Source organism: Pseudarthrobacter polychromogenes (assembly GCF_014644495.1).
GTDB lineage: Bacteria > Actinomycetota > Actinomycetes > Actinomycetales > Micrococcaceae > Arthrobacter > Arthrobacter polychromogenes.
The window spans coordinates 152,938-176,898 of sequence record NZ_BMKU01000002.1 but is presented as its reverse complement, the minus strand read 5'-3'; the positions used below and the strand labels follow the sequence as shown (position 1 = coordinate 176,898).

Sequence of the window (23,961 nt, the reverse complement as noted above, 5' to 3'; positions counted from 1 at the left end):
GGGGTCGCGGAAGGGACGGCGACAGCGCCATACCCTAACTTCTACGCGACATAGAAATTGCCGGCTGCTTCTATCTTAGCCCTGCAAACAGATCCCGCTCCGGGAGTTCGGAAGGAACCCGGGAGCGGATGAGGGAGTAGTCTTCCCACGGCCAGGCCCGCCGCTGCATCTCCGGGGACACGGCAAAAAAGAACCCGAGGGGATCCACCTGGGTTCGGTGGGCCCGGAGCGCGTCGTCGCGCACTTCGAAGAAGTCGCCGCAGTCCACCTGGGTGGTGGTGGGATGTGTGGCGGGCGGAGGCGTGTGGCCCTCGGCGTCCGCTTCAAGCCAGGCGGCGAGCCGCTCGGCGTACGGGGACTGGAGCCCGGCTTCCTCCAGGGCGAAATGGAGGGCCCGGAAGCGCTCCGGGCTGAAGGCCCTGTCGTAGTAGAGCTTGCTGGGTTCCCACGGCTTCCCGGCGTCCGGGTAGCGCGAAGCGTCACCGGCGGACTCGAAGGCTTCCACGGCAACGCGGTGCGCCATGATGTGGTCCGGATGGGGGTAGCCGCCGTTTTCGTCATAACTGAGGATGACGTGCGGCTTGAAGGACCGGACCAGCCGGACCAGGGGCGCGGCAGCGCGTTGCAGGGGCAGGGTGGCGAATGATCCCGCAGGGAGGGGAGGAAGCGGATCACCTTCAGGCAGGCCGGAATCCACGAAACCCAGCCACCGCTGGCTGACGCCGAGGATGGCCGCCGCCCGTTCCATCTCCAGGCGCCTGGCGCCGGCCATGTCCCGTTTGGGGTGCGGCTCCCCCTCAACGGCCGGGTTTTGGATGTCCCCCCTGGAGCCGTCGGTGCACGTGGCCACCAGGACGTCGACGCCGGCGGCTGCATACTTGGCCATCGTCGCAGCGCCCTTGCTGGACTCGTCATCCGGATGGGCATGGACTGCGAGCAGCCGTAGCGGCGCCGGGGTGGTGCTGGACGCTGTCATCGAAGGACGGCTCCTTATTCTTCTGCTGCCTGTGGCTGCTGATCGGATGGCTTGAACGGGCGGACGCCTGGAGGGGCTGCTGACAAGCCGCTTCCGGAAAGGGCACTAAACTGGTGAGGTGACTTCCCCGGACCAGCCGGCCCAACCCGCGCCCGCAGACACTAGCCTAGCCAATCGATATGGGGCTAAAAAGCGCACGCTTACGCCGACAGCCAAACGCGTCATTGGCGGGGCGGCGCTGGCCGCAGGAATCGGATTCCTGGCGTGGGTTTCCACGTCCCAGTCCTTGTCCGACGTGACGTTCAAGGACATCGGCTACAGCACCACGGACGCCACGCTGGCGGAGGTGGACTTCCAGGTCACCCGCGAGCCGGGAACCGCAGTCAAGTGCGCGGTCAAGGCACTGGACTCGAAGTTTGCGGTGGTGGGATGGAAGGTTGTGGACATTCCTCCCGCCGAGGCCACGGAAACAGCCGACGGCGGCCGCACGGTTGCCCAGCGCGTGGCCGTGCGCACCGAATCACTGCCGGTATCCGGCGTGGTGGACAGCTGCTGGGCGGCAGGCACGTAGCACCGGACGCGCGGGCCCGGAAGCAGGCCCGGGCCTGTGACGTGCGCCGCTTCCCTGTTGGGTTAAGTCCAAGGGATTGACTACAATGGAGCAATACCTTTACCCCGCTGAGCTGGTTACTGTTCCACAAGTGGCCACCGTGGCGGGGTCTTTTGCATGTAGGACCACCAGAGGAGAAGTCCGTGTCTACCACCAACAGCGCAGCTGCAGCCTGGCTCACCCAGGAAGCTTTTGACCGCCTGAAGGCAGAGCTGGACCACCTTTCCGGCGCTGGCCGGGCAGAGATCGTCCAGAAGATTGAAGCAGCCCGGCAGGAGGGCGACCTCAAGGAGAACGGTGGCTACCACGCAGCCAAGGAGGAGCAGGGCAAGATCGAGGCCCGCATCCGCCAGCTCACTGCACTGCTCCGCGACGCCCACGTGGGCGAGGCTCCTGCAGACGACGGAATCGTGGAGCCCGGCATGATCGTCGTGGCCAGGATCGCCGGCGACGAAGAGACCTTCCTGCTCGGTTCCCGTGAAATTGCCGGCGACTCGGACCTGGACGTCTTCAGCGAGAAGTCGCCGCTGGGTGCGGCCATCCTTGGCCACAAGGAAGGCGACACCCTCAGCTACGCGGCACCCAACGGCAAGGACATCAAGGTGGAGATCCTCTCCGCCAAACCGTACGCCGCCTGATTGCTTCCAGCCCGCAGTGGCACACGTAACGCTGGCCACCCCGGAAAGGGGCGGCCAGCGTTTGCCGTTAAGGGCCTGATACCTACAGCGCCGGACCGGGGGCGCGGCTGCGGCGCCGCAGCAGCAGGGCCGCCACCACCCCACCGGCCGCGCCGCCCAGATGGGCCTGCCAGGAAATGTAGCCGGCTGCGATAGGCAGGACACCCAGCAGGATGCTCCCGTAGCCCATGAAGAGGACAACCGCCAGGAGGATCTGGCGCCAGCTCCGATTGATGAACCCGCGGACCAGCAGGAACGAAAACAGCCCGAAAACCAGTCCCGAGGCACCCACAGTGACGCCGCCGTCGCCAATCAGCCAGACCGTGAGGCCGGACCCCAGCCAGCTGAAGGCCAGGGCGGTCAGGAACACCCTGAGGCCCGAAAGGAACACCAGGAACCCAAAGATGATCAGCGGCAGGCTGTTGGACAGCAGATGGTTCAGGTTCGCGTGCAGGAGCGGGAATGTGAAGATGTCCAGCAGCCCGTCGGCGCTCCTGGGCCGGAGCCCGAACGTCGCGTTGAGCGAGCGCAGCATCACCATGTTGAACAGCTCGATAACAAAGAGGAGAACCACAAAGGTCCCCAGCACCAGCAGGCCGCCCTTGGCCCGGGCGGCCACGGTCCTGCGCTGCCCCAAGCTTCCGTTTCCCGTCAGTCCGGCCATGGCTTTTCCTAGTGCACCACGATGGGCTGGAAGCCTTCGGCGCGCAGGGCGCTGAGGACCTGTTCGCCGTGCTGGTGGCCTTTGGTTTCCAGGTTCACGGTGATGGACACGTCGCCCATGCTGATGGAGCCGCCCACCCGGGTATGGTCCAGGCCGGTGACGTTGGCATCGTTCTCGGCGATGATCCTGGCGATGGTGGCCAGTGAACCGGGCCGGTCATCGAGCATCATGCGGACGGTCATGTAGCGCCCGGCAGCGGAAAGGCCCCGCTGGATGACCTTGAGCATCAGCATGGGGTCGATGTTGCCGCCCGATAGGACCACCACGGTGGTTCCCGGGTTTTCGATCTTGCCGTCCATCAGCGCCGCCACGCCAACGGCACCGGCCGGTTCCACCACCATCTTGGCCCGCTCCAGCAGGAAGATCAGGGCACGTGCCAGCGAGTCTTCGCTGACCGTCACGACGTCATCAACGAGTTCTCGGATGATGCTGAACGGGAGCTGCCCGGGACGGCCGACGGCGATGCCGTCCGCCATGGTGGACACCTTCTTCAGGGGCACCAGCGCGTCAGCGGCCAAAGAGGGCGGGTAGGCAGCAGCGTTCTCCGCCTGGACCCCGATAATGCGGATCTCCCGCCCCAGTTCTTTGGCCCGGGCCTTGATGGCGACGGCGACCCCGGCCAGGAGCCCGCCGCCTCCCACGCCCATGAGGATGGTGTCCACTGTGGGTACCTGTTCAAGGATCTCAAGCCCCAGGGTTCCCTGGCCTGCCACGACGTCCACGTTGTCGAAAGGGTGCACGAAGACGGTTCCCGTCTCGTTGCTGTACCGCTGGGCTTCGGCGAGCGCCTCGTCAACGTTGTGGCCATGCAGGATGACCTCCGCACCGTGGCTGCGGGTGGCGGCCAGCTTGGGTAGCGCAACGCCCAGCGGCATGTAGATGCGGGCTTTGATGCCAAGGCTCTTGGCGGCCACGGCGACGCCCTGGGCGTGGTTGCCTGCGGAGGCTGCCACCACGCCGCGCTTTTTCTCCTCGGGGGAAAGCTTCGCCATGCGGACGTAGGCGCCGCGCACCTTGAACGATCCGGCCCGCTGGAGGTTTTCGCACTTGAAGTAGACATCCCCGCCGGCCATCTTCCCGAGGGCGCGGGACGATTCCACCGGTGTTCGCGCAATAATCCCGTCGAGCAGCTTCTGCGCCTCCAGGACATCGTCCAGCGTGACGGGAAGGGTTTCAAGGATGTTCACGGACTATTCTCCTCTGGATTCGGCCCCTGCGCCCGGTTCCGCAGTGGGAGGGGCGTCAGGCAGTTCTGCTGTGGTGCCGGCGGCGGCGCCCTTGCCGCGTTTGAGTGCCGCTGGCGGCCGGACGTCCCGGAAGGTGTTGTCCGGTCCGGCGCCCGCCGTCGTGGGTCCTCCGGCTAAAGCCGGCACTTGTTCATGTTCCCACGTTCTGGCGGCAATGTAGCGAATGGAGGAATTTGCGACGGCGAGGATGGGCACCGAGAACAGGGCACCGGGGATGCCTGCGAGGTAGGATCCTGCCGCCACCGAGAGGATCACCGCCACCGGATGCAGGGCCACTGCCTTGCCCATGATCAGCGGCTGCAGGATATGGCTTTCCAGCTGCTGGACGAGGAGCACGATGCCCAGCATGATCAGGGCGTTGATGGGGCCGTTCGCCACCAGTGCCAGCAGGACCGCGATAGCACCCGTCACCAGGGCGCCGACGATGGGGATGAACGAACCGATGAAGACGAGCACGCTCAGCGGCAGCGCCAGGGGTACCCCGATAATGGCGGCGCCCGCGCCGATTCCCACCGCGTCCACAAAGGCCACAAACATCTGGATGCGCGCGTAGCTGACCATGGATGTCCAGCCCTTGCGCCCGGCGCCGAACGCTGCCGCCCTGGCCTTCCTGGGAAGCAGCCGGACCAGGAACGTCCAGATCCGGTCCCCTTCCAGCAGGAAGAAGATCAGGATAAACAGCGCCAGGATGAGCCCGGCGGCAAAGTGCCCGGCCGTGCTGCCAAAGGACAGCGCCCCGCTGACGATGCTGCTGGTGTTGTCCTGCAGCGCGGTGGTTGCTTCCTGCAGGTACTGGTCCATCTGGGCGGCGGTCAGGTGCAGCGGCCCGTCGGACAGCCAGTCCTGGATCTGCTTGACCCCTGCCAGCGCCTCCGACCAGAGTTCGCCGAAGCCTGAAACCAGCTGCCGTCCCACCAGGGCAAGCGACCCGCCGATCAGGGCGATGAAGGCCACAACGGTGACGGCGACGGCCGCTCCCGCAGGCAGCCTGTACTGCTTAAGCCACCGCACCACCGGGCTGAGGAGTCCAGCGAGGAGCGCAGCCACCATGACGGGGATGATGAGGAAGCTGATCCGGCTCAACAGCCAGACGAGCGCGCCTCCCACGAGGAGGATCAGCCCCACGCGCCAGGCCCAGGAGGCTGCGATGCGGACGCCGTAGGGTATGTCCCGGTCCAGTTCACGGTCCGCGAGGACCCGGACAGGCTGGCTGGAGTCAGGCCGTTGCGGGCCTGGGTTAAGGCTGGTGGAGGTAACGGCATCCTCTGCTGGCGTCATAGCCCAATACTTCCCCAGCGGAAGCTGATTCGGAAACCGCTACCCGCCGGCGCCCGGGGTGTAGTCAATGCCCCACTCGATGGTGAAGGAACCGCCAGGGCTTAGCCAGCGCAGGCCGTCACCGGAGTTGAAGGCGTTGGCCGGCCCGGTCATGGGCTCAACGGCCACGGCCCGGCTGCGGCCCGGATACTGGGTGCTGACAAAGACGTGGACGTAGCGGCAGGCTTCGTCCTGCCACAGGCTTACCCGCCTGCCGTCCGGGGCCGACAGTGTGTGGCGGGCCTTCCCTGCCTCGTAGCGCAGGTCCGTCAAGGCGACGTCCACGTCCAGCGCAGCGATGTTCAGCCCTGTCCTGAAATCCGAGTCCCCCTGCACCGGGGCGGAGCTGCGGGGAATCAGGCGGTCATCGGCCACCAGGCGCGTGTCGGCCGCTACCTTCAGGACCAGCTCTTGAATAGGTACATCGCCCAGCCTCAGGTAGGGATGGGCACCCAGGACGAATGGTGCGGGCTCCCTGGCGTCGTTCAGCAGGGTCTGGCGGACCACCAGCCCGAGGCCGCCGTCGATCCCGTACTGCACCCGGTGCCGGGCCAGGAAGGGATACCCGTGCTGCGGGAAGATGGTGGCTTCCAGCGTCACGGAGTGCTCCGACTCATCCACCAGCGCGTAGGCGGAATTGCGGAGCAGGCCGTGGCTGGCGTTATTCCGGGCAACCTCGGTGATGTCCAGCTGCTGTTTCTTGCCGTTCAGGAACCAGATTCCGTCCTCCACGCGGTTGGCCCAGGGCGCCAGGGTGATGCCGGCGGCACCGGGTGCAATCTCGTCGTCGCCGTATGTCTCCGTCAGGAGGGTTCCTCCCCTGCTGAAGGAACGAAGGCCTGCGGCCAGCTCCGTAACCACAGCCGAGGCGTCGCCGCGGCGGAGTTCATACTGCCTGCCGGTGGCATAGCCCTGCATCGCCGGCACGGGTTCCTGGGGTGAACGTGAAGTCATGAGCAATACCGTACCCCGCGGCGGTCCTGGCACGCAGCACCACCTTGTGACTTTTTGTTGTTAACTATTCTTTTTTGATCGAATGTGCCACACTTTTTTCATGACAGGTATCACGAGCACCAGACTCTCCGACGGCAGGGAGCTGATCTATTTCGACGACGCTGCAGCGCCCAAGTCGCGCATCGCCGAACTCACCACGGACCAGCGGGGCCTTCCCCCGAGGGGTGAACCCGGCGAGGTCCGCTATGACGCGCTGACCGACGAGTGGGTTGCCGTGGCCGCGCACCGCCAGACCCGCACCCACCTTCCTCCGGCGGACCAGTGCCCGATATGCCCCACCACCGCCGGTAATCCTTCCGAGATTCCTGCGTCGGACTATGACGTGGTGGTGTTCGAGAACCGGTTCCCGTCGCTGGGGCCGGCGCTGGGCCCGGTTCCGGAGGAAACAACATGGGGAACAAAGGGGCCCGCATACGGCCGCTGCGAGGTAGTGGCGTTCACCCCGTCCCACACCGGTTCCTTCAGTGAACTGGGGGAAGCCCGTGCTCGGACCGTCATCGAGGCGTGGGCGCACCGCACGGAGGCTTTGAGTGCCCTCCCCGGAATCAAGCAGGTCTTTCCGTTCGAGAACCGCGGTGCCGACATCGGCGTCACGCTCCACCACCCCCACGGGCAAATTTACGCCTACCCCTACGTCACGCCCCGCGCGGGAGTTTTGGGGGCCGCGGCCCGCAAGTTCCATGACGCCCACGAGGGCCGGGAAACACTCACCGGGTCCTTGTTGCGCTCTGAAAGGGAAGACGGCAGCAGGATGGTCCTGGAAGGCGAAAACTTCAGCGCCTACGTTCCCTTTGCTGCCCGATGGCCGCTGGAAATCCACCTGGTGCCCCACCGCCAGGTCCCGGACCTGGCGGCGCTGAGCGGCGAGGAGAAGGATGAGCTCGCGTCCGTCTACCTCAACCTTCTCCAGCGGGTTGACGCCCTTTACCCCACGCCCACGCCCTATATCTCGGCCTGGCACCAGGCTCCCCTGGACCCGGTCCTGCGGCCCTCCGGATACCTCCACCTCCAGCTGACATCGCCGCGGCGGGCTGCCGATAAGCTCAAGTACCTGGCAGGATCGGAGGCAGCCATGGGCGCTTTCATCAACGACACAACCCCGGAGAGCGTGGCGGAGCGCCTCCGGGAAGTCGCCCCTCCATCCCCCGTCGCTCACGCCGCCGCCCTGGCGGCCACACCCGAAGGAGCCCACGCTTGAACGCCGCACCCGACCCCCTGGCCACCCGTGCGCCGGCGGGGACAGAGGACCTTGCCGCCCGGTTCGCGAAGGAGTTCGGCGGCGCCCCGGACGGTATCTGGCAGGCGCCGGGACGGGTGAACCTCATTGGCGAGCACACGGACTATAACGAGGGTTTCGTCCTGCCTTTCGCCATTGACCGGACTGCCCGGGTGGCCGTCCGGGTCCGCCCTGATTCCGCTGTCCGGCTGCTCTCCACCTACGGGGATCAGGGCGTCGTCAGCACAACACTGGATTCCCTGCGGCCGGGCTCCGCCAAAGGCTGGACCAAGTACCCCCTCGGCGTGATGTGGGCGCTGAAGCAGCGCGGCATCGAGGTTCCGGGCGTGGACCTCCTGCTCGACTCGAACGTTCCCCTCGGAGCCGGGCTTTCGTCATCGCATGCCATTGAGTGTGCTGTCATCTCCGCGCTGAACGAACTGACGGGCGCCGGGCTGGAGGCGGAGGAAATGGTGCTGGCCACGCAGCGGGCGGAGAACGAGTTTGTCGGTGCCCCCACAGGCATCATGGACCAGTCCGCCTCGCTCCGGGGCTCTGAAGGGCACGCTGTCTTCCTGGACTGCCGGGACCAGAACGCCCGCCTTGTTCCGTTTGAGACCCAGCCGGCGGACCTGGTGATGCTGGTGATTGACACCAAGGTCTCGCATTCACATGCCGACGGCGGCTACGCGTCCCGGCGGGCATCCTGCGAACTGGGCGCCGAGGTGCTTGGGGTCAAAGCGCTTCGGGACGTTCAGGTGGGTGACCTGGAGGAAGCCAGCGGCCTCCTGGATGAAGTCACCTTCCGGCGCGTCCGGCACGTGGTGACCGAGAACGACCGCGTGCTCCAGACCGTGGAGCTCCTGGCAAGCGAGGGACCGGCCGCCATCGGCGCCCTGCTGGACGCCAGCCACGCTTCCATGCGCGACGACTTCGAGATCTCCTGCCCCGAACTGGACCTGGCGGTCGACACTGCCCGCGGCAGCGGCGCCATCGGGGCCCGCATGACCGGCGGCGGTTTTGGCGGTGCAGCCATCGCGCTGACGCCGGTGGGGCAGGAACAGGCGGTGCGTGACGCCGTCGTCAAGGCATTCGCAGATGCCGGCTACAAGGCGCCGGACATCTTCACGGTGTCCCCGGCTGCAGGAGCCCGCCGGATCGCATAGCACGCTCCTGAGTTGCGGCCTTAACAGCTAAGGGCCCCACCGCGAGGTGGGGCCCTTAGCTGTTAAGAAGGTCCGACGGCGGGGGCCGGCGTGGGTGTTATTCGTCCCCGCGCAGGATGGCCAGCAGGCGGATGATTTCCACATAGAGCCATACCAGCGTTACCGTCAGGCCGAAGGCTGCCGTCCAGGAGAAACGCTGCGGGGCGCCGCTCTGGACGCCCGCCTCAATGCTGGTGAAGTCCATCACCAGGGAGAATGCGGCCAGGCCGATTGCAAGGATGCCGATGACAACACCGATGATGCCGCTGCGCAGCCCGAAGGGTTCCGAGGTCAGGCCGGTCAGCATCATGACGAGGTTCACGACGGAGAAGAGCGCATAGCCGACCAAAGCGATCATGAAGAACTTCATGGCCTTGGGGGTGGCGCGTACCTTACCGCTCTTGAACAGGAGCAGCGTCACGGTGAAGACGGACAGCGTGCCAATGACGGCCTGAAGCCCTACGCCCGGGTACATGGTGTCCAGAACGCGGGTGAGGCCACCGAGGAAGAGGCCCTCGAGGCCTGCGTAAGCAAGAATCAGCGCCGGCGACGGCTGCTTCTTGAACGTGTTCACGAGCGCCAGCACAAAGCCGCCCAGCGCACCGACAATCATCAGCATGGAGGCGAGCCCCAGGCCAACAAACATTGTCACGCCGGCGCCGACGAGCAGCACGCCCAGGCAGGCGGCAGTCTTGACGATGACGTCGTCGTAGGTCATCCGGCCTGTGTCAGCGGGACCTGCAGCGGGCTGGTTGTACATCTGCCGCAACTGCTCGTCGGTCATGTTCTGCGGCTGGCCGTACGCCTGCTGGCCATACGGGGCCTGGCCGTAAGGTGCCTGGCCATACGGCTGCTGGCCGTAGGCCTGGTGTCCGTAGGGAGCCTGCGGAACAGGCGGTGCCTGGGTGGCTCCACGGAAGCTCTTTCCGTTGAAGATCGGGTTGCCGCCAAGTGCCATTGCGGGATTCCTCCATATGGGATGTGTTGTGAACCTTAAGGTTTACGCTACCAATTCTCACGTAAATGCACCCGCAATAGTTCCCCGGTGGAAACAGGAGCCCGGAGTTGTTATCCGATCGCTACCATCGGCGCCTGGACCTCGGCATTTACCGGTACGTCCGCGCTGTAGCATAAGCCAAGCAGGGTGACGGAACTCACACATGTGGCGGGGCCGGCCTGATGGCACCATCCTACCCCTGCATCCGTTCGCAGCGGCTGCAATGGCGCAGCCGAGACCGCCCCCAAGTGGAGGTTTACCAATTTGAGAAGTACACCCCAAGGCCCGCCGGCCGGCGCACGGCGAGGGTTGCTGAGATTACTGGGAGCCATCAGCGCTTCCATCCTGGCAATCCTCCTCGTGGCAGCACCGGCTTCCCAGGCCACTTCCCCATCTCCGACACCATCCCCGTCGAACCAGACCTTCCAAAACAACATCAGCGGATTCCTTCGTGATGACAGCCGCGCACCCTTGGCGGGTGTGACCATCACGGCCACGAAGGATGACTTCACCGGCACGGCCACGTCCTCCGCGAACGGAGCCTGGAACATCGGGGTGCCCGAACAAGGCACCTACACCGTGGAGTTGGACGAGTCCACCCTGCCTGAGGGCATTGCCCTGGCTGAGGGCCAGGAAAACCCCCGCGACGTCACCTTCAGCCAGACCTCGAACCTCTCGGTCATCTTCGCGTTCGGCGAAGGCATCGTGGTGCAGCAGCAGGACTTCGGGCAAAACCTGCTTAACCGGCTCGTCGCAGGACTGAGCTTCGGACTCCTCCTGGCGTTGGCCTCGGTAGGGCTGTCCCTGATCTTTGGCACCACCGGGCTCACCAACTTCGCCCATGGCGAGATGGTGACGCTGGGCGCGGTCCTGGTGTTCGCCTTCAACGCCCTGGGCCTTCCCTTCTGGCTCGCCATCCTGCTGGCACTGCTTGGCGGCGGCCTCTTTGGGTACGCCCAGGACAGGGGGCTATGGCGGCCGCTGCGCCGCCGCGGCACGGGGCTGGTCCCCATGATGATCGTCAGCATCGGCCTGGCACTGGCAGTCCGCTACGTCATCCAGTTCTACTTCGGGGGCGCCACCCAGCAGCTGCCGTACGCGCAGAGCCCAGAAATCCAGCTGGGACCTGTCTCCATCTCACCGAACAACCTCTGGTCCCTGGGCATCAGCGCCGTGGTGATCGCCCTGATCGGCATCGTGCTGCTGAAGACCAGGCTGGGCAAGGCCACCCGCGCGGTAGCCGACAACCCCGCCCTGGCGGCGGCCTCGGGCATCGACGTTGACTCCGTCATCCGGATTGTGTGGATCACGGGCGGCATGCTGGCCTCCCTCGGCGGCATCCTGTGGGCCTACTACCGTCCCGGCGTAACGTTCGACATGGGCTCCGCCATCCTGCTGCTCATCTTCGCCGGCGTTACCCTGGGCGGCCTCGGCACAGTCTTCGGCGCCCTGATCGGTTCCATCATCGTGGGCATCTTCGTGGAGCTGACCACAGTGTTCGGCCTCGCCGCGGACCTGAAGTACGTGGGCGCCCTCTTCATCATGATCGTTGTCCTTCTGTTTCGGCCCCAGGGAATCCTGGGCCGGCGCGAGCGCGTGGGTTAGGAGACAGCCATGGACTTTGGATTCATTCTTTCCAGCGCTGCCAGTGAAATTTTCAGCCCGACCACGGCGGCGTACGCCCTGGCTGCGCTTGGCCTCGCCGTGCACTTTGGCTACTCCGGCCTGCTGAACTTCGGACAGGCCGGCTTCATGGCGGTGGGGGCCTACGGCTTCGCCATCTCCACCCTTACCTTTGGTGTCCCCTTCTTCGTGGGGCTGCTGATCGCCATCCTTGCCTCAGCCGTCTTCGCCCTGCTGCTGGGCATACCCACCCTGCGGCTCCGTGCGGACTACCTGGCCATCGTGACCATCGCCGCAGCGGAAATTGTCCGCTACATCGTGACCACCAACCAGCTCACCTCCGTGACGGGATCGGCAAACGGCCTGGCAGCCTTCGAGGGCGGGTTCTACAGCATGAACCCCTTCCCTGAAGGCTCCTACTTCGGCATGAACAACCGCGATTTCTTCATCCGCGTGGTGGGCTGGGCGCTGGTCGCCCTCTGCTGCACCCTGATATGGCTGCTGATGCGCAGCCCGTGGGGGCGTGTCCTCAAAGGCATCCGTGAGGATGAGAACGCCGTCCGGTCCCTGGGGAAGAACGTCTACGCCTACAAGATGCAGGCCCTCATTATCGGCGGCGTTCTCGGAGCACTCGCCGGCATGGTCTTCACGCTTCCACGTGGAGCGGTCCAGCCGGCCAACTACGGTACGGAACTGACGTTCTTCCTGTACACCTGCCTCCTCCTGGGCGGCCTGGGCACCGTGCTTGGTCCGGTCATCGGCGCCATGATCTTCTGGGTTGTCCTGTCCCTGACCCAGGGAATCCTGTACGGCCTGATCGAGTCAGGAGCCATCACGTGGCTGAACACGGTCCAGGCCGGTCAGTTGCGCTACATCCTGGTTGGCGTCGCCCTGATGCTGCTGATGATCTTCAGGCCCCAGGGCGTCTTTGGAAACAAGAAGGAGCTGGCGTTCGCATGAGCATGCACAGCGAAGTACCCGCAACCCCAGGCGAGGTTGGCCTGGACTACATGACCGACACCCGGCCCATAGCAGCGGGCGAGGCAGCACCCGGCTGCAAGAAGCGCGACCCTATTGTCGTGGCGGAGAACGTGACGCGCAGCTTTGGCGGCATCAACGCCGTGGACGTGGAGTACCTCGAGATCCCCCGGCACAAAATCACGGCACTGATCGGCCCCAACGGTGCGGGGAAGACCACCCTCTTCAACCTGCTGACCGGTTTTGACACACCGAACACGGGCAAGTGGCAGTTCGAAGGCAAGAGCCTCGCAGGCGTGTCCCCCTACAAGGTGGCGCGGATGGGAATGGTGCGCACCTTCCAGCTCACCAAGGTCATGGGCAAGCTGACCGTCATGGAGAACATGCGCCTCGGCGCTTCGAACCAGCCCGGCGAGCGGCTGTCCAAAGCGCTCTTCAAGGGCATGTGGGGCGGCCGGGAAAAACAGATCACCGACGAGGCCAACGTCCTGCTGGAAAAGTTCAAGCTTGACGCCAAAAAGGACGACTATGCGGCGTCCCTCTCAGGAGGCCAGCGCAAGCTCCTGGAGATGGCCCGGTCCCTGATGGTCCGGCCCAAACTCGTCATGCTGGACGAACCCATGGCAGGCGTCAACCCCGCGTTGACCCAGTCCCTCCTGGACCACATCAAAAACCTTAAGGCCGAGGGCATGACGGTGCTGTTCGTCGAGCACGACATGCACATGGTCCGGCATATCGCCGACTGGGTGGTGGTCATGGCTGAAGGCAAGGTGGTGGCGGAAGGCCCGCCGGGCGAGGTCATGAAGAACCCTGCGGTCATCGACGCCTACCTCGGCGCCCACCACGACGTCGACCTGGGAGACTCCGAGGGCCTGAAGGAGCTCGCGGCCGAACTCGTGGCGGACGAGGAATCGATTGTGGGCACCGAGAACGCCGGAATCATCTCGCTGGACGTTGTGGCGGGAGAGGCGGAACCGGAACGCCGGAGCGGCGGCCGGCACCAGGGCGAGAGCCCGCATGGCCGCCACGGTAGCACGGACACAGGCACCACAGACAAGGACAGGCAATGAGCAGCACCAGCGCGGCACCGGCCGCACAGCCAGTCACCGACGGTGACTCGGTGGTCAAGGTCACCGACCTCGTGGCGGGCTACCTGCCGGGAGTGAACATCCTCAATGGCTGCAGCATCGAGGCCCGCAAGGGCGAGCTGATTGGCATCATCGGCCCCAACGGTGCCGGTAAGTCGACCCTCCTGAAGGCCATGTTCGGTTTGGTCAAAGTCCATTCCGGGACGGTGGTGGTCCGCGGCCAGGACATCACCGGACTGAAAGCGAACAAGCTGGTGTCCCGGGGAGTGGGTTTCGTCCCGCAAACGAACAACGTGTTCGCCACGCTGACCATCGAGGAAAACCTGCAGATGGGCATGTTCCAGCGGCCCAAGGATTTCGCCGAACGGTTCGACTTCGTGGCCGGCCTGTTCCCGGAACTGGGCAAGCGGCGCGCGCAGCGAGCCGGCTCGCTCTCCGGCGGCGAACGCCAGATGGTGGCCATGGGCCGGGCGCTGATGATGGATCCTGCCGTACTGCTCCTCGACGAGCCGTCCGCCGGGCTCTCCCCCGTCAAGCAGGATGAGACCTTCCTGCGAGTCCACGAAATCAACCGTGCTGGCGTCTCCGTCATCATGGTGGAGCAGAACGCCCGCCGCTGCCTGCAGATCTGTGACCGCGCCTACGTCCTGGACCAGGGACGGGACGCGTACACCGGCACGGGCCGTGAACTGATGAAGGACCCCAAGGTCATCCAGCTCTACCTGGGCACCCTGGCGGACACCGCCGAGTAAGGCCAGGGCAAACACAAGGAAGCCCCCGTCCGGCCGGACGGGGGCTTCCTTGTGTTTCAGGTACGGCGGTTACAGCTGGCCGAACTCTTCCTTCACTGCGGTGTACTTGTTGTCATCCTGGTACTCGTAGATGCCAATGTAGGCCTCGGTCGGGTCACCGGCGTCGGAGAAGGTCACGGGGCCGGACTGACCGTCGTAGTCGGCATCCTTGCCTTCCCTGATCAACGTGACGCAGGCAGCGTAGGACGTGCACTTCTCGCCGCCCTCAGAGACTTCCTTGAGCTTGGCTGCGATGTCCACGCCCTTGGTGCTCTGTGCCGCCTCTGCGGCCAGCGCGATGAGGTTCACGGCGTCGTAGGACTCGCCGGCGTAGCTGTAGTCCTTGAGTGCCGGGTCGATGGCCAGCAGCTTCTTCTTGAAGTCGTCCTGCGCAAACGTGCCCGGGATGGTGCCGCGTGCGCCCTTCAGGGTGCCCGGCTGGAAGTCCTTGCTGTAGTCGGAGGTGTTGCCGTCCACCAGGAACATTTGGGTGGGCTTTACCCCCTTGCCGGTCATCAGCGGAACGATGCTCTTCGCCTGGTCAAAGGTGATCAGCGCAATGGCATCCGGCTGGGCAGCAATGACCTTGTCCACCTGGCTGCTGAACTGGCTGTCGCCCTCGTTGAAAAGTTCCTCCGCCACAACCTGGCCGCCGGCCGCCTCGAAGGCCGACTTAATGTTGGATGCAAGGCCGGTACCGTAGGCGTCATTCAGGACGATCATGCCCACGGTCTGCGCGCCGCAGGTGGCCATGTAGTTGCCGAGCACCTTGCCCTGGAGGACATCGGAGGGTGCTGTACGCCAGTACAGGCCATTGTCGTCCCAGGTGGTGAAGTCCGGGGACGTGTTGGCGGGTGAGAACTGGATGACGCCGGCGCCGGTGATCTGGTTGATGACCGTCTTGGAAACGCCTGAAGACGCCGCACCGATGATGGCGCTGACCCCCTGGCCCAGCAACGCGGACGTTGACTGGGTGGCGATATCCGTCTTCGTGTCACCGGAGTCGCGGTGGATCACTTCGACCGGCTTGCCCAGGACGCCGCCTGCCTTGTTGACTTCGTCGATGCCAAGGTTGACGCCGGCGATTTCGGGCGGGCCGAGGAACGCCAGGGAACCGGTGGTGGGAAGGAGCGAACCAATCCGCAGCGGCGTTTCAGTAGCGCCGGTTGACGGCGGCACCGAGGGGGTCTCCGCAGGCTGGCTGGCGGCAGCGCCTCCACTGCCCTCGGTTGCTGGGCAAGCAATTCCTGCCGCTTCTGCGGTGGCAGAGGATTCGGTTGCCGTGGGTGTGGACGAACCGCCGCAAGCCGTTGCCATAAAGGCGACGCCGATGCCAAGCGCTGTCAGCTTGGCAACACGGGTTCCCGCCTGGGGGAATAAAGTCATTTACGAGCTCCTCGATCTAAAGGTGCGAACGGCCTTTGACGCGAAAAATCAGGTGTTCCTGATTTAGCTTCAAGCTAATGCAAATCGGAGCCGAAGATAAGTGACTGAGGTCACATCCTTATAACAGTAGTTGCATATGTGGAATTAAATGGACGAAGCCGCCCGCTGTGCGGACGGCTTCCGATCCTGGCCTTGTTCACGATGCCTAGTACCCCAGGTGGGACTCGAACCCACAACACGCGGATTTTAAGTCCGCTGCCTCTGCCAATTGGGCTACTGGGGCGCCCGGTCAATGGTATCCCGTCAGGCGAGTGCGAAGGGTTCGGCATACCGGAATGTGCCGTGGACGCCGCCGGGCCAGAGGGCCAGGGGCAGCAGTTGGAAGTAGTCGCCCCACGCGTCGTCAGGCGGAAGTACCCCCAGCGAAGTGGCAGGCACAAAACCAAAACGCGAGTAGTACCCGGGGCTGCCCAGGAGGGCAATGCCGCTCTCCCCCGCCGCGTTTGCCCGATGGATGGTCTCCTTCATCAGTGCCGACCCGATACCGTGCCGCTGGTGCCTGGGCGTGACGCCGAGGGGACCCAGCCCCAGCAGTCCATGGCCGCCCACCCAGCCGCGGGTACTGATGACGTGGCCCACCACTTCGCCGTCCAAGACAGCCACAACGCTGAATTCCGGCAGGTAGTCCTTGGACTCGAAGAGACCGCGGAGCACCCTCGCCTCCACAGGTTCGCCCTCCACCTTCAGGCCGGTGGCCGGGGAGACCGCGAAGGCGTCGGCCGTCAGGGCCAGGATGGCCTTGCGGTCCTCCGGCGCCTCGCTGCGAACCAGCAACTCGGGCCGCGGCACCTGCCTGCTGTCTGCTGACAGCCCGGCCAGGACCTCCAGTGCCCGGGGCGCTTCAGCGACGGGAACCAGCAGATGGTCGTGGTGGAATCCGGCGAGCACGTTGCAGCTGATCCTGGCCTCGGCAAGCGCCTTGCTGACGGCGGCCGTCAGGCCCACCGCCTCCAGTGCGGAGTGGACCTCCAGGGTGATCCAGGCGCCCACGAAGTCGTAGGCAAGGCCTTCCCTGTCAGCCACCGCCCGGGGCAGCACCACCGTCAGGCCTTCGGCTTCGCGGACCGCCGCCTCGACGCCCTGCACCAGCGGCCTTCCGTCAGGCCACATGGCATAGACGTACTCGCCGCCGCGCTGCACCGGATGCATCGCGGCCAGCAGCGCCTCGAGGTTCTTTTCGCCAGTCATGGTGCCAGTCTAGAAGGCGCCGGTAGGCCTCGGCCGGCAGCGCTGCAGCAGGACGCCACCCTGCTGAAGAGCAAACGCCGAGGAACGCAAACGGCGGCCGCCCCGCAGAGGGGACAGCCGCCGTCGTATATTGCAGCGCAGGGGCGGTACAGCCCTTTACTTGGCCTTCGCCGAGACCGTTTCCTTGGCCTCAGCAGCGGCCGGGGAGGTCACAGAGGAACCGGAACCGCTGCCCACCGGGGCCGGCGCCGGAGCGGCAGCCGGCTTGGGGGCCGGGGTGGCTGCTGCTACGAACGCACCGCGGGGGTTGTCCAGGTCCATCAGCTGCGTGGTGTCGCGGCCGGTGAAGAAGCTGATGATCCAGTTGAAGATCACGCGGAACTTGCGCTCGAAGGTAGGCATCGCCATGCCGTGGTAGCCGCGGTGTGCCAGCCAGGCGAGTGCGCCCTTGAGTCCGATGCTGCCCACCAGGTTGATGTTGGCAACGCCCTTCCACTGGCCGAAGCCAGCCACAGCACCCAGGTTCTTGTGCTTGTAGTCCTTCAGCGGCTTGTCCCAGCGGGAGGCCCACAGGTTCTTGGCGAGGCGCTTGGCCTGGCGGAGCGCGTGCTGGGCGTTGGGAACGCAGGTGCCGTCCGGGAGGCCCTTGCCGGTCAGGTCGGGCACAGCGGCGACGTCGCCGGCTGCCCAGGCGTTGTCGATGATGCCTTCGTCGCCGGCAACGCGGAGGTCCGGCAGGACGCGGACGCGGCCGCGCGGCTCCAGCGGGAAGTCGGTGGAGCGGACCATGGGGTTGGCCTGCACGCCGGCGGTCCACACGAGGGTGTCCGTTTCGAACTCCTGCGCGGGGGTCTTGTCCGGAAGGTTGATGAGCTTCAGGCTGCCCTCGGCGTTGTCCAGGGACGTGTTGAGGAGGACCTCAATGCCGCGGCTGCGGAGGTGCTCCACAACCCATTCCGCCTGCTTTGCGGTAACTTCCGGCATGATCCGGCCCATGGCCTCGACCAGGACGAAGCGGACTTCCTCCTGCTTGATGCGCGGGTTGTTCCGGACGGCGGCCCGGGCGAGGTCTTCCATTTCGGTGATGCACTCGATGCCGGCGAAGCCGCCGCCCACCACCACGAAGGTGAGGGCACGTGCACGGGCTGCAGGATCGGTCATGGTGGAGGCGACCTCGATGCGCTCGAGGACCTTGTTGCGCAGCGCAACGGCTTCCTCGATGGTCTTCAGGCCGATGCCCTTGTCCGCGAGTCCCTTGATGGGGAAGGTGCGGGTGATGGCACCCGCGGCCATCACGACGTCGAAGTAGGGAACCTCAAAGTGAGCGCCGCCGTCAGCGGGCGCCACGACGGCGGTCCGGTTGGCGTGGTCGATCGAGGTGACGCGGCCCTGGATCAGTTCGGTCTGCTTGAGGTGCTGGCGGTGGGATACCACGGCGTGGCGGGCCTCGATGTTACCGCCTGCCACCTCGGGGAGGAAGGGCTGGTACGTCATGTAGGGCAGTGGATCCACGAGGGTGACGATGCCACCGGCATTCGCGATCTTCTTCTGCAGTTTGAGTGCTACGTACAGGCCGACGTACCCGCCGCCGACGACGAGTACCCTGGGACGGTCCTGGAGCTCTGGGGTGGTTGCCATGGGTTTAAGGATACAACACTTTGTGAAAATCTTCACTAACTGCCTGGGAGGCCTGCAACCTAGGTTTTGTTGCCGGTTTCCACCGTCTCCGTGGCACCGGTCTCAGCATCCTCCCCGGGCAGTGCAGGGTTCCTGGCGGCTCGCCGCAGCTGGACCGCTGCCGCCCCGACAATGGCGACGAACAGCACACCAAAACCGATGACGACGGAGGCGCCAATGGCGCTGTCACGCTGGGACGGCGGCTCCGCTGCCGGCACCGTTGCTTCGGGCAGCGTGGGGACGGCGCTGGGGACGTCCGTGGTGGGGAGCGGGGCGGGAGTAGCGAGGTTTCCCCTGCGGTGTACCCGGATCCATTCCGCGATGGAGCCCAGCGGGTTGCCGGCAGTCTCCGGGACGGTGTCCTTCAGGGCTGCCTCGGCGTTCAGCACGCCAAAGCCGTACAGCGGGTCCTTGCCGGGGGCACCGGCATCCTTGGCGGTTGAAACAATGCGGTTGATGACCTGCTCCGCGCTCATGGACGGCCACTTGGAGCGGATGAGCGCAGCAACGCCGGAAACAATCGGAGCGCTGCCGGAAGTTCCGGCCCATTCGGCGTAGCCGCCGCCCGGAAGGCCGCCGAGCAAATTTTCTGCCGGCGCGGCCACGCCGATGCTGATGCCTTGCGAGGACGCGTCAACGCTTGCTGCGCCCTGCCGGTCCAGTCCTGCAACGGTGAGGACTCCTGGGATGGTGGCCGGAGCCCCCACCTGGATATTGCCGCCCACCCGGTTTCCGGCAGCGGCAACGATGACCACATCCTTCTGCTCCGCGTACAGGAACGCCGCGTCCCAGCTTTGCGGCCACTGCGGAGTGGTGCTGCCCAATGAAATGTTGATGACCCTGGCGCCGTTGTCCACAGCCCAGCGGACGGCTTCGGGAATCTGGTCCTGGTCGCTCTTGCCCGAGGGATTGGCCGAACCCAGCCACGTGGAGACGGAGAGGATCTGGGCTTCCGGGGCAACACCCACGATGCCATCGGGCGCCTGATTGGAGGGGGCAGCTGTGGGGCTGGCGCTGGGACTCGGGCTGGGGCTGGCCGGCTGGTGGCCGCGTCCTGCCAGCATGGTGGCCACGAGGGTGCCGTGTTCCGGCTTGATGCCCACGCCCTGTTGTCCGTCCGGCCGGCCCGCACCGGACGCGTCATAGCCCCCGGCCACTGCGCCCAACAGGTCCGGGTGCTCCGCGTCCACACCGCTGTCGATGACGGCCACCTTGACGCCCGCGCCCTTGGAAACCTCCCAGGCCTTGGTGATGCCGGACTCGGCTAGCCAGTACTGTTTGTCCCGCCACTCATCCGCCTGCGCTGCGGGCGCGGAGTAGAGGCCGAAGCCCAGGCAGGACGCCGCAAGGACCAGTGCCAGGAGGGCTGAGGCTGCGGCGCGGGGCAGGCGGGCTGTCCGGAGAAGAGCGAGGTGCATCAGGTCAGCCGATGCTCAGGGCGATGCCGTCGAGGATGTCGTGCTCGCTGGCTGTGGCGGTGGTAATGCGGCCGCCGGTGAGCTCACCCATGTGTTCAAGGATGCGCCGCCACACGAGCCCGCCGGCGCCGATGACGTCCACCCGGCCGGGGTGCATGTAGGGCAGGGCGGCCCGCCGGGACCGGGGCATTTCCAGCAGGCCCGTGGAGGCGGCGCGCACGGTGTCCAGGGGCAGTTCGGCGCCGTGGATCGCGTCGGGCGAGTATTCGGCCAGTCCGAGCGCATGCGCGGTAATGGTGGTGATGGAGCCGGCAACACCGACGACGGCGGTGGCGCGTTCCAGCGGAACGTCCTGGCGGACGCGGGTGATGGCTGCGTCGACGTCGGCTTCCGCGGCTGCTATCTGCTGGGCAGTGGGCGGATCGTCCCGGAGGTGCCGTTCGGTAAGGCGGACGCATCCGATGTCCACGGACTTTGCGGCTGTGACCCCGCTGGCCGTGCCCAGCACGAATTCGGTGCTGCCGCCGCCCAGGTCCACCACCAGCACTTCCTGGCCATCCAGGATGGGGAGGACGCTGCTGGCGCCGGCGAAGGACAGGGCAGCTTCCTCGTCGCCGGAAATCACCTCCGGTTCCACGCCGAGCAGGTTCCGGATGCCGTCCACAAAAACGTGCCGGTTCCGTGCATCCCGGCTGGCTGAGGTTGCCACGAAGCGGACCTTTGTTGCTCCATGGTCCCGGATCAGCCGCGCATAATCCGCGGTGGCGGCGAAGGTGCGTTCCAGGGCCTCCGGCGCAAGTTCCCCGGTGGCGTCCACTCCCTGGCCCAGCCGGACCACGCGCATCTCGCGCACCACGTCATGCAGGGCTGTGGTCCCGTTGCTGCGTTCGATGTCTGCGATCAGGAGGCGGATGGAGTTGGTGCCGCAGTCGATGGCTGCCACGCGCGTCATTCCGGGGCCTCCTCAGTGGCTGCGGATTTCCGGACCGGCGCGGGCCGGCCGACGATGTCCGGCAGGCCCTGGGGTCCATGGCGGCTGAGGTCCCGCGAGGGGGCTTCACCTGAGGTGTCCCAGGCTCCCTCGCAGTAGCACCTGTCAGCGGTCCACCATTCCTTGATCCGGTCCAGGCTTTCGTCCCCCAGGGGGTTGACCCCCGGCCCGGCGGCCAGCGAATGGCCCACCAGTACGTGCAGGCATTTGACGCGGGTGGGCATGCCCCCGGCAGAGATGCCGTCGATCTCCGGGACGGCCCCGATCCCCGAGCGTTCGCCGATGGCGTTGCGGGCTTCCAGGTAGGCGTCGTGGGCCGAGCGGTAGGCGGCAGACAAGTTGTCGTCGGCGGCCAGCTGGTCATTCATCTCGTTCATGACGCCCGCGGCTTCGAGCCGCGAGACCGCTGAGGTGATGACCGGATGCGTCAGGTAGAACGTGGTGGGGAACGGTGTTCCGTTACTGAGGCGCGGAGCGGTGGCGGCCACCAGCGGATTGCCGCAGATGCAGCGTGCAGGAATCTCCACCACGTCACGGACCGGCCGTCCCAGCTGGCGGCTCAGTACTTCAAGGTCGTGTGCTGATGGCTGGCGGGATTCGTCCCGGGCGGCTGCCGTGTTGTGTTCCACTGTGGCGGGCCGTCCTTCCTGTTGCGGTTCAGTCTGTAGCCGCGCGCGTGATGGACTCCCACAGGGAATCCACCCACGGCAGATCGGCGGGGTCTTGTGCTGCTGTACCGGGCTGGCTGCTGGCTTCTCCGGCCGGCAGGTCGCTGCCGAAAACCCAGTAGCCGGTTTCTCCCGGCATAACCATGTTAATGCGGTCGCGTGCCTGCTGTTTCACGTAGTTGGGGTCCTGCCAGCGCGAGACCTGCTGCCGGAGGGCGTCGCCCTCGGCCTGGCGGGCAGCGATGTCAGCGTTCAGCGCGTCGATCTCAGCCTTCTTGTCGAAGAAGATCTTGACTGTGGGCGCGAGCATGATGGTGATGGCAACCATCACCACGGCCAGTGCGAGCATCCGTCCGGAGAACGCCTTGGCCGGAACGGGCTGCTGGTCTTCTGCTGTTTCGTCTGCGGCTCCGGTGCCGGCACGTTGTGCCGTGCCTGGGGTGGGGCTGCTCCCCTTGCGGCGGGTTGCCTGCCCGGCGTCCTTGCGGCCGTGCGGCTCCCGGCGTCCCGCCGGTGATGCGGCGGACGGCGCACCGGCGGATCCCCGGAGTGTCCCGCCGGAGCCGGCGTCCTTGCCCGGGCCGAAGTCTGCGCGGATGACGTCCGCGTCGCCGGAAGCTTCCTGCGCGGAACGGGCTGGGGCAACCTTGGGGACTTTGGGACGGCGGGTAGCCATGACACTCCTGAAACGCGCAGCCTGCCTGGGCCGCCACTATCGGGGCTGGAACACGTACTGCTATGACACGTGCTGCTGAAACAGCAACGGTGGCTATGGTCTTTCAACCATAGCCACCGCTGATTGTTTTGCGCGGCTACTAGCCCTTGAAACGCGGGAAGGCGGCGCGGCCGGCGTAGCGTGCGGCGTCGTCGAGTTCCTCTTCGATGCGCAGCAGCTGGTTGTACTTGGCGACGCGCTCGGAGCGGGCCGGAGCGCCGGTCTTGATCTGGCCGGCGTTGGTGGCCACCGAGATGTCGGCGATGGTGGTGTCCTCGGTTTCGCCGGAGCGGTGCGAGGTGATGGTGGTGTAGCCGGCACGCTGGGCCAGGCTGACGGCGTCCAGGGTCTCGGTCAGCGAGCCGATCTGGTTGACCTTGACCAGCAGCGAGTTGGCGGTCTTGGTATCGATGCCGCGCTGCAGGATGGCGGGGTTGGTGACGAACAGGTCGTCGCCAACGAGCTGGACCTTGTCGCCGATGGAATCGGTGAGGGTCTTCCAGCCGTCCCAGTCGTTCTCGTCCAGCGGGTCCTCGATGGACACCAGCGGGTAGTCGGCCACGAGCTCGGCGTAGTAAGCGCTCATCTCGGCCGAAGTCAGGGACTTGCCTTCGAACTGGTAGGCACCGTCGGTGAAGAACTCGGAGGAGGCAACGTCCAGTGCCAGGGCAATGTCCTTGCCCGGGGTGTAGCCGGCGTTCTTGATGGCTTCCTGGATGAGGTCCAGTGCCGCACGGTTGGACGGCAGGTTCGGTGCGAAGCCGCCTTCGTCGCCCAGGCCGGTGGCGAGGCCCTTTTCCTTGAGGACGGACTTGAGGGCGTGGTAGACCTCAACGCCCCAGCGGAGGCCCTCGGAGAAGGTCTCGGCACCCAGCGGGACAACCATGAATTCCTGGATGTCGACGTCGGAATCGGCGTGGCTGCCACCGTTGAGGATGTTCATCAGCGGGACGGGCAGCACGTGGGCGTTCGGGCCGCCGAGGTACTTGTACAGCGGCAGGTCGGCGGAGGCGGCGGCTGCGTTGGCAACGGCCAGGGACACGCCCAGGATGGCGTTGGCGCCCAGCTTGCCCTTGTTCGGGGTGCCGTCCAGGTCCAGCATGGCCTGGTCGATGCTGCGCTGGTCGGTGGCGTCGAAGCCGGTCAGGGCCGGGGCGATCTGGTCGATGATCGCGTCAACGGCCTTCTGGACACCCTTGCCGAGGTAACGACCCTTGTCGCCGTCGCGCAGTTCAACGGCCTCGTGCTCGCCGGTGGAGGCACCGGAGGGAACTGCTGCGCGGCCGATCTGGCCGTCGGAGAGCAGGACCTCAACTTCTACGGTCGGGTTGCCGCGGGAATCGAGGATCTCGCGGGCGTGGATGGCATCGATAAGCGCCATGAATTTGCTCCTTA

The 23,961-nt window shown here is 65.8% G+C and carries 22 protein-coding genes and 1 tRNA gene; 8 read left to right on the top strand and 15 right to left on the bottom strand.

Features of this window, described 5'->3' with window-relative positions:
• Window positions 1-70 precede the first annotated feature (70 nt).
• A complete protein-coding gene (gene mca, locus IEX43_RS04100) occupies window positions 71-976 on the bottom strand; it encodes a mycothiol conjugate amidase Mca (RefSeq protein ID WP_188809200.1) in 906 nt (301 codons plus the stop codon).
• Window positions 977-1,094: 118 nt separating this feature from the next.
• Between mca and IEX43_RS04095 the strand changes: the two genes are divergently transcribed.
• Both IEX43_RS04095 and greA read left to right on the top strand, forming a co-directional pair.
• Window positions 1,095-1,547, top strand: a complete 453-nt coding sequence (locus tag IEX43_RS04095) for a DUF4307 domain-containing protein (protein ID WP_104185381.1) — start codon at window positions 1,095-1,097, stop codon at window positions 1,545-1,547.
• Between the two features lie 182 nt (window positions 1,548-1,729).
• On the top strand, window positions 1,730-2,224 hold the full coding sequence (greA, locus tag IEX43_RS04090) for a transcription elongation factor GreA (protein WP_174175518.1): 495 nt from the start codon (window positions 1,730-1,732) through the stop codon (window positions 2,222-2,224).
• A gap of 82 nt (window positions 2,225-2,306) precedes the next feature.
• On the opposite strand, the gene IEX43_RS04085 is transcribed toward greA, so the two are convergent.
• From IEX43_RS04085 to IEX43_RS04070, 4 genes are read right to left on the bottom strand one after another with little or no spacing between them, the layout of a single operon-like run.
• On the bottom strand, window positions 2,307-2,927 hold the full coding sequence (locus IEX43_RS04085) for a rhomboid family intramembrane serine protease (protein ID WP_104185383.1): 621 nt from the start codon (window positions 2,925-2,927) through the stop codon (window positions 2,307-2,309).
• 8 nt (window positions 2,928-2,935) lie between these two features.
• Window positions 2,936-4,174 (bottom strand): threonine ammonia-lyase, encoded by a 1,239-nt coding sequence (gene ilvA, locus IEX43_RS04080; protein ID WP_104185384.1) that lies wholly within the window; start codon window positions 4,172-4,174, stop codon window positions 2,936-2,938.
• 3 nt (window positions 4,175-4,177) lie between these two features.
• A complete protein-coding gene (locus IEX43_RS04075; RefSeq protein ID WP_188809199.1) occupies window positions 4,178-5,512 on the bottom strand; it encodes an AI-2E family transporter in 1,335 nt (444 codons plus the stop codon).
• A 39-nt stretch (window positions 5,513-5,551) separates the two neighbouring features.
• Window positions 5,552-6,505, bottom strand: coding sequence for an aldose 1-epimerase family protein (locus IEX43_RS04070; protein ID WP_188809198.1), 954 nt, complete (start codon window positions 6,503-6,505; stop codon window positions 5,552-5,554).
• A 100-nt stretch (window positions 6,506-6,605) separates the two neighbouring features.
• Here IEX43_RS04070 and galT point away from each other — a divergent pair, with 100 nt between their 5' ends.
• Both galT and galK read left to right on the top strand, forming a co-directional pair.
• The gene (galT, locus tag IEX43_RS04065) at window positions 6,606-7,763 is read left to right on the top strand and encodes a galactose-1-phosphate uridylyltransferase (protein ID WP_188809197.1); all 1,158 of its coding nucleotides are present in this window, start codon (window positions 6,606-6,608) and stop codon (window positions 7,761-7,763) included.
• Window positions 7,760-8,947, top strand: a complete 1,188-nt coding sequence (galK, locus tag IEX43_RS04060; protein WP_188809196.1) for a galactokinase — start codon at window positions 7,760-7,762, stop codon at window positions 8,945-8,947. The genes galT and galK overlap by 4 nt, the downstream gene beginning before the upstream one ends.
• Before the next feature lie 97 nt (window positions 8,948-9,044).
• Here galK and IEX43_RS04055 read toward each other — a convergent pair whose 3' ends face one another.
• A complete protein-coding gene (locus IEX43_RS04055; protein WP_188809195.1) occupies window positions 9,045-9,944 on the bottom strand; it encodes a Bax inhibitor-1/YccA family protein in 900 nt (299 codons plus the stop codon).
• 348 nt (window positions 9,945-10,292) lie between these two features.
• Here IEX43_RS04055 and IEX43_RS04050 point away from each other — a divergent pair, with 348 nt between their 5' ends.
• Genes IEX43_RS04050 through IEX43_RS04035 form a run of 4 tightly spaced genes read left to right on the top strand, consistent with a single transcriptional unit; the run spans window position 10,293 to window position 14,424 of the window.
• Entirely contained in the window at window positions 10,293-11,588 is a 1,296-nt protein-coding gene (locus IEX43_RS04050; protein ID WP_238340449.1) for a branched-chain amino acid ABC transporter permease, read from the top strand.
• Window positions 11,589-11,597: 9 nt separating this feature from the next.
• Window positions 11,598-12,566 carry a branched-chain amino acid ABC transporter permease gene (locus IEX43_RS04045; RefSeq protein ID WP_188809194.1) on the top strand — a complete coding sequence of 323 codons (969 nt, stop codon included), beginning with the start codon at window positions 11,598-11,600 and terminating at the stop codon, window positions 12,564-12,566.
• Window positions 12,563-13,654 (top strand): ABC transporter ATP-binding protein, encoded by a 1,092-nt coding sequence (locus IEX43_RS04040; RefSeq protein WP_188809193.1) that lies wholly within the window; start codon window positions 12,563-12,565, stop codon window positions 13,652-13,654. Before IEX43_RS04045 ends, IEX43_RS04040 begins: the two co-directional genes overlap by 4 nt.
• Entirely contained in the window at window positions 13,651-14,424 is a 774-nt protein-coding gene (locus IEX43_RS04035) for an ABC transporter ATP-binding protein (protein WP_188809192.1), read from the top strand. Before IEX43_RS04040 ends, IEX43_RS04035 begins: the two co-directional genes overlap by 4 nt.
• Before the next feature lie 69 nt (window positions 14,425-14,493).
• Here IEX43_RS04035 and IEX43_RS04030 read toward each other — a convergent pair whose 3' ends face one another.
• From IEX43_RS04030 to eno, 9 genes are all read right to left on the bottom strand, one after another.
• Complete coding sequence (locus IEX43_RS04030; protein ID WP_188809191.1) at window positions 14,494-15,849, bottom strand: ABC transporter substrate-binding protein; 1,356 nt, start codon at window positions 15,847-15,849, stop codon at window positions 14,494-14,496.
• A 209-nt stretch (window positions 15,850-16,058) separates the two neighbouring features.
• A tRNA-Leu gene (locus IEX43_RS04025) sits at window positions 16,059-16,132 on the bottom strand.
• Window positions 16,133-16,152: 20 nt separating this feature from the next.
• On the bottom strand, window positions 16,153-17,097 hold the full coding sequence (locus IEX43_RS04020) for an N-acetyltransferase (protein WP_188809190.1): 945 nt from the start codon (window positions 17,095-17,097) through the stop codon (window positions 16,153-16,155).
• A gap of 156 nt (window positions 17,098-17,253) precedes the next feature.
• Window positions 17,254-18,735: an NAD(P)/FAD-dependent oxidoreductase gene (locus tag IEX43_RS04015; protein WP_188809189.1), complete on the bottom strand. Its 1,482-nt coding sequence runs from the start codon at window positions 18,733-18,735 to the stop codon at window positions 17,254-17,256.
• Window positions 18,736-18,794: 59 nt separating this feature from the next.
• On the bottom strand, window positions 18,795-20,192 hold the full coding sequence (locus IEX43_RS04010; protein ID WP_188809188.1) for a S8 family serine peptidase: 1,398 nt from the start codon (window positions 20,190-20,192) through the stop codon (window positions 18,795-18,797).
• Between the two features lie 4 nt (window positions 20,193-20,196).
• Window positions 20,197-21,144: a Ppx/GppA phosphatase family protein gene (locus tag IEX43_RS04005; RefSeq protein WP_188809187.1), complete on the bottom strand. Its 948-nt coding sequence runs from the start codon at window positions 21,142-21,144 to the stop codon at window positions 20,197-20,199.
• The gene (locus IEX43_RS04000) at window positions 21,141-21,812 is read right to left on the bottom strand and encodes a DUF501 domain-containing protein (RefSeq protein ID WP_188809186.1); all 672 of its coding nucleotides are present in this window, start codon (window positions 21,810-21,812) and stop codon (window positions 21,141-21,143) included. Before IEX43_RS04000 ends, IEX43_RS04005 begins: the two co-directional genes overlap by 4 nt.
• A 28-nt stretch (window positions 21,813-21,840) precedes the next feature.
• Window positions 21,841-22,527: an FtsB family cell division protein gene (locus IEX43_RS03995; protein WP_188809185.1), complete on the bottom strand. Its 687-nt coding sequence runs from the start codon at window positions 22,525-22,527 to the stop codon at window positions 21,841-21,843.
• A 139-nt stretch (window positions 22,528-22,666) separates the two neighbouring features.
• On the bottom strand, window positions 22,667-23,947 hold the full coding sequence (eno, locus tag IEX43_RS03990) for a phosphopyruvate hydratase (RefSeq protein ID WP_188809184.1): 1,281 nt from the start codon (window positions 23,945-23,947) through the stop codon (window positions 22,667-22,669).
• Window positions 23,948-23,961 lie beyond the last annotated feature (14 nt).

Coding starts and splice junctions, on each gene's coding strand:
- mca (WP_188809200.1), bottom strand. CDS start 976: ATGACAGCGTCCAGCACCACCCCGGCGCCGCTACGGCTGCTCGCAGTC.
- IEX43_RS04085 (WP_104185383.1), bottom strand. CDS start 2,927: ATGGCCGGACTGACGGGAAACGGAAGCTTGGGGCAGCGCAGGACCGTG.
- IEX43_RS04075 (WP_188809199.1), bottom strand. CDS start 5,512: ATGACGCCAGCAGAGGATGCCGTTACCTCCACCAGCCTTAACCCAGGC.
- IEX43_RS04070 (WP_188809198.1), bottom strand. CDS start 6,505: ATGACTTCACGTTCACCCCAGGAACCCGTGCCGGCGATGCAGGGCTAT.
- galT (WP_188809197.1), top strand. CDS start 6,606: ATGACAGGTATCACGAGCACCAGACTCTCCGACGGCAGGGAGCTGATC.
- IEX43_RS04055 (WP_188809195.1), bottom strand. CDS start 9,944: ATGGCACTTGGCGGCAACCCGATCTTCAACGGAAAGAGCTTCCGTGGA.
- IEX43_RS04045 (WP_188809194.1), top strand. CDS start 11,598: ATGGACTTTGGATTCATTCTTTCCAGCGCTGCCAGTGAAATTTTCAGC.
- IEX43_RS04040 (WP_188809193.1), top strand. CDS start 12,563: ATGAGCATGCACAGCGAAGTACCCGCAACCCCAGGCGAGGTTGGCCTG.
- IEX43_RS04035 (WP_188809192.1), top strand. CDS start 13,651: ATGAGCAGCACCAGCGCGGCACCGGCCGCACAGCCAGTCACCGACGGT.
- IEX43_RS04030 (WP_188809191.1), bottom strand. CDS start 15,849: ATGACTTTATTCCCCCAGGCGGGAACCCGTGTTGCCAAGCTGACAGCG.
- IEX43_RS04020 (WP_188809190.1), bottom strand. CDS start 17,097: ATGACTGGCGAAAAGAACCTCGAGGCGCTGCTGGCCGCGATGCATCCG.
- IEX43_RS04015 (WP_188809189.1), bottom strand. CDS start 18,735: ATGGCAACCACCCCAGAGCTCCAGGACCGTCCCAGGGTACTCGTCGTC.
- IEX43_RS04010 (WP_188809188.1), bottom strand. CDS start 20,192: ATGCACCTCGCTCTTCTCCGGACAGCCCGCCTGCCCCGCGCCGCAGCC.
- IEX43_RS04005 (WP_188809187.1), bottom strand. CDS start 21,144: ATGACGCGCGTGGCAGCCATCGACTGCGGCACCAACTCCATCCGCCTC.
- IEX43_RS03995 (WP_188809185.1), bottom strand. CDS start 22,527: ATGGCTACCCGCCGTCCCAAAGTCCCCAAGGTTGCCCCAGCCCGTTCC.
- eno (WP_188809184.1), bottom strand. CDS start 23,947: ATGGCGCTTATCGATGCCATCCACGCCCGCGAGATCCTCGATTCCCGC.